This is a genomic window from Cellulomonas carbonis, from assembly GCF_014636275.1.
Classification (GTDB): Bacteria; Actinomycetota; Actinomycetes; order Actinomycetales; family Cellulomonadaceae; genus Actinotalea; species Actinotalea carbonis.
The window spans coordinates 1-1,999 of the sequence record NZ_BMEB01000015.1; the positions used below are offsets into that span (position 1 = coordinate 1).

1 protein-coding gene is annotated in these 1,999 nt (G+C 74.8%); it reads left to right on the top strand.

Annotated features, from left to right (window positions below):
• Positions 1–573: 573 nt before the first annotated feature.
• On the top strand, positions 574–1,999 hold a 1,426-nt coding region (locus IEV86_RS17425), incomplete at its 3' end, for a PKD domain-containing protein (protein ID WP_229734723.1).

A 1,999-nucleotide genomic window follows, 5' to 3' on the forward strand; every position in this document is an offset into this window, starting at 1 on the left:
AACGTCTACGACGACGACGGGTCGGCGGTGACCGTGCGCCGCGACAGCGGTACCGGCACCGCTCCCTGACCGGCCCGCCCCGCACGGGCGGACCCCCAGGCGACCACGGCGCGGTCGTGCCCCGGCACGACCGCGCCGTCGCCGTCCCCGGGCGCGGCGTGCGGGTCGCGTGCCGTCGGGCACCGGGCGGCGGGGGAGCGAGCAGGCGCCCCGGGCGTACCGGGGGGACACCCCCGGGACTCGCCGCGGACGAGGGGCACGCCCGTCACGGCAAGAGTTCGCCGACGTCCCCGGTATGCATTTCTTGATCGGCCGCATGAATTGCGACTCGGGGTCCCGAGTGCATTTCTTCTGCTGCACCGGCGCTGTCGCGCCCGGAGGCGGCCGACATGTCCGGAATCGTGCGCAACGGGGAGTTCCGCCCGCATCTCCGTGCTTTTACCGAAAGGTTCCCGGGACCTTCGGCCCGGTGTTTCCGGAATCTGTCAGAGTCGGGCGGGAGCGGGTGAAGAAAAGTCGCCGGAAGTGCTCCGATCCGCTTATCACACCGGGGCTCGGGTCGATCTGTGGGCCATGAGATTTCACCCGCTCGGCCGCCTCGAGGCGCCGCTCACGCCCGCCCGTCGCTCCCGACGGGCCCACGCCCGCTCCCGCTCGCTCGCTGCGGCCCTGACGGTGGCCGTCGCCACCGCGGGCCTGCTCGCACCCTCGGCCGCGTCCGCCGCGACGACGCCGCAGGTGCACGACACCTTCTCGCGCACGATCTCCTCGGGCTGGGGGGCCGCCAACCTGGGCGGCACCTGGGCGGTGAGCGGTCGGCTCGCCGTCCGGTGGGGTGCGGGGCAGCAGATCATGCCCACGCCCGGCTCGACGGGCCAGGCGGTCCTCGAGGGCCACGCGTCGACGAGCACGGACCTGCGGGTCCGCACCTCGCTCGACAAGGCACCGCAGGGCGGCCCGACCTACCTGTCCGTCCTGGGACGTCGCGTCGGCACGTCGGGCGACTACCGCGCACGGCTGCGGATCCAGCCGACCGGCGCGGTGACACTCCTCCTGGCGCGCGGTGAGACCCACCTCGCGGCCCACGAGCTGCCGATCAGCTACCGGAACGCGACGTCGGTGAACGTGCGGCTCCAGGTGGTCGGCACGTCGCCGACGACGCTGCGCGCCAAGGCGTGGAAGGCCGGCTCCGCCGAGCCGACGGCGTGGCAGGTGACGGCGAGCGACTCGACCCCCGCGCTCCAGCAGCCCGGTGGTCCCGCGCTCACCTCGTACGTCTCCCAGTCCGCGACGAACCTCCCGGTGACCGCGCGCTGGGACGACCTCACGGTCGTGCCGAGCACGACCAACGTCGCGCCCGTCGCCCGCGCCCAGGTGCAGGCCGACGGCCTCGGCCTCCGGCTCGACGGGTCCTCCTCGACGGACGCCGACGGCACGGTGTCGCGCTGGTCGTGGGACCTCGGTGACGGCAGGACCGCCACGGGGCCGACGGCGAGCCACACGTACACCGCGAGCGGCACGTACCCCGTCGTCCTCACGGTGACGGACAACGAGGGCGCGACCTCCACGACGAGCACGTCGGTCACCGTGGTCGCCCCCAACGCGGCGCCCACGGCCCGCCTCGCGGCGACGACCTCGGACCTCGCCGTCGCACTGGACGGCTCCGCCTCCTCCGACCCGGACGGCACGCTCACCGCGCACCGCTGGGACCTCGGCGACGGCACGTCCGCCGTCGGCGCGACCGCGGCGCACACCTACGCCGCCGCCGGCACCTACACGGTGCGGCTGACCGTGACCGACGACCGCGGCGCGACCGCGAGCACGCAGCAGGCGGTCACGGTGACCGCTCCCGCCCCGACCCCCGTCGCGGCGCCGGCCCCCGCGCCGGCTCCCGCCGTCGTCAAGCCGGATGCGTCGAACACGGGTGTGCGCCCGGGGTCGACGTTGCGCAAGCACGTCGGGGACATCGTGGTGACGACGCCGGGGACGGTGCTGGAGA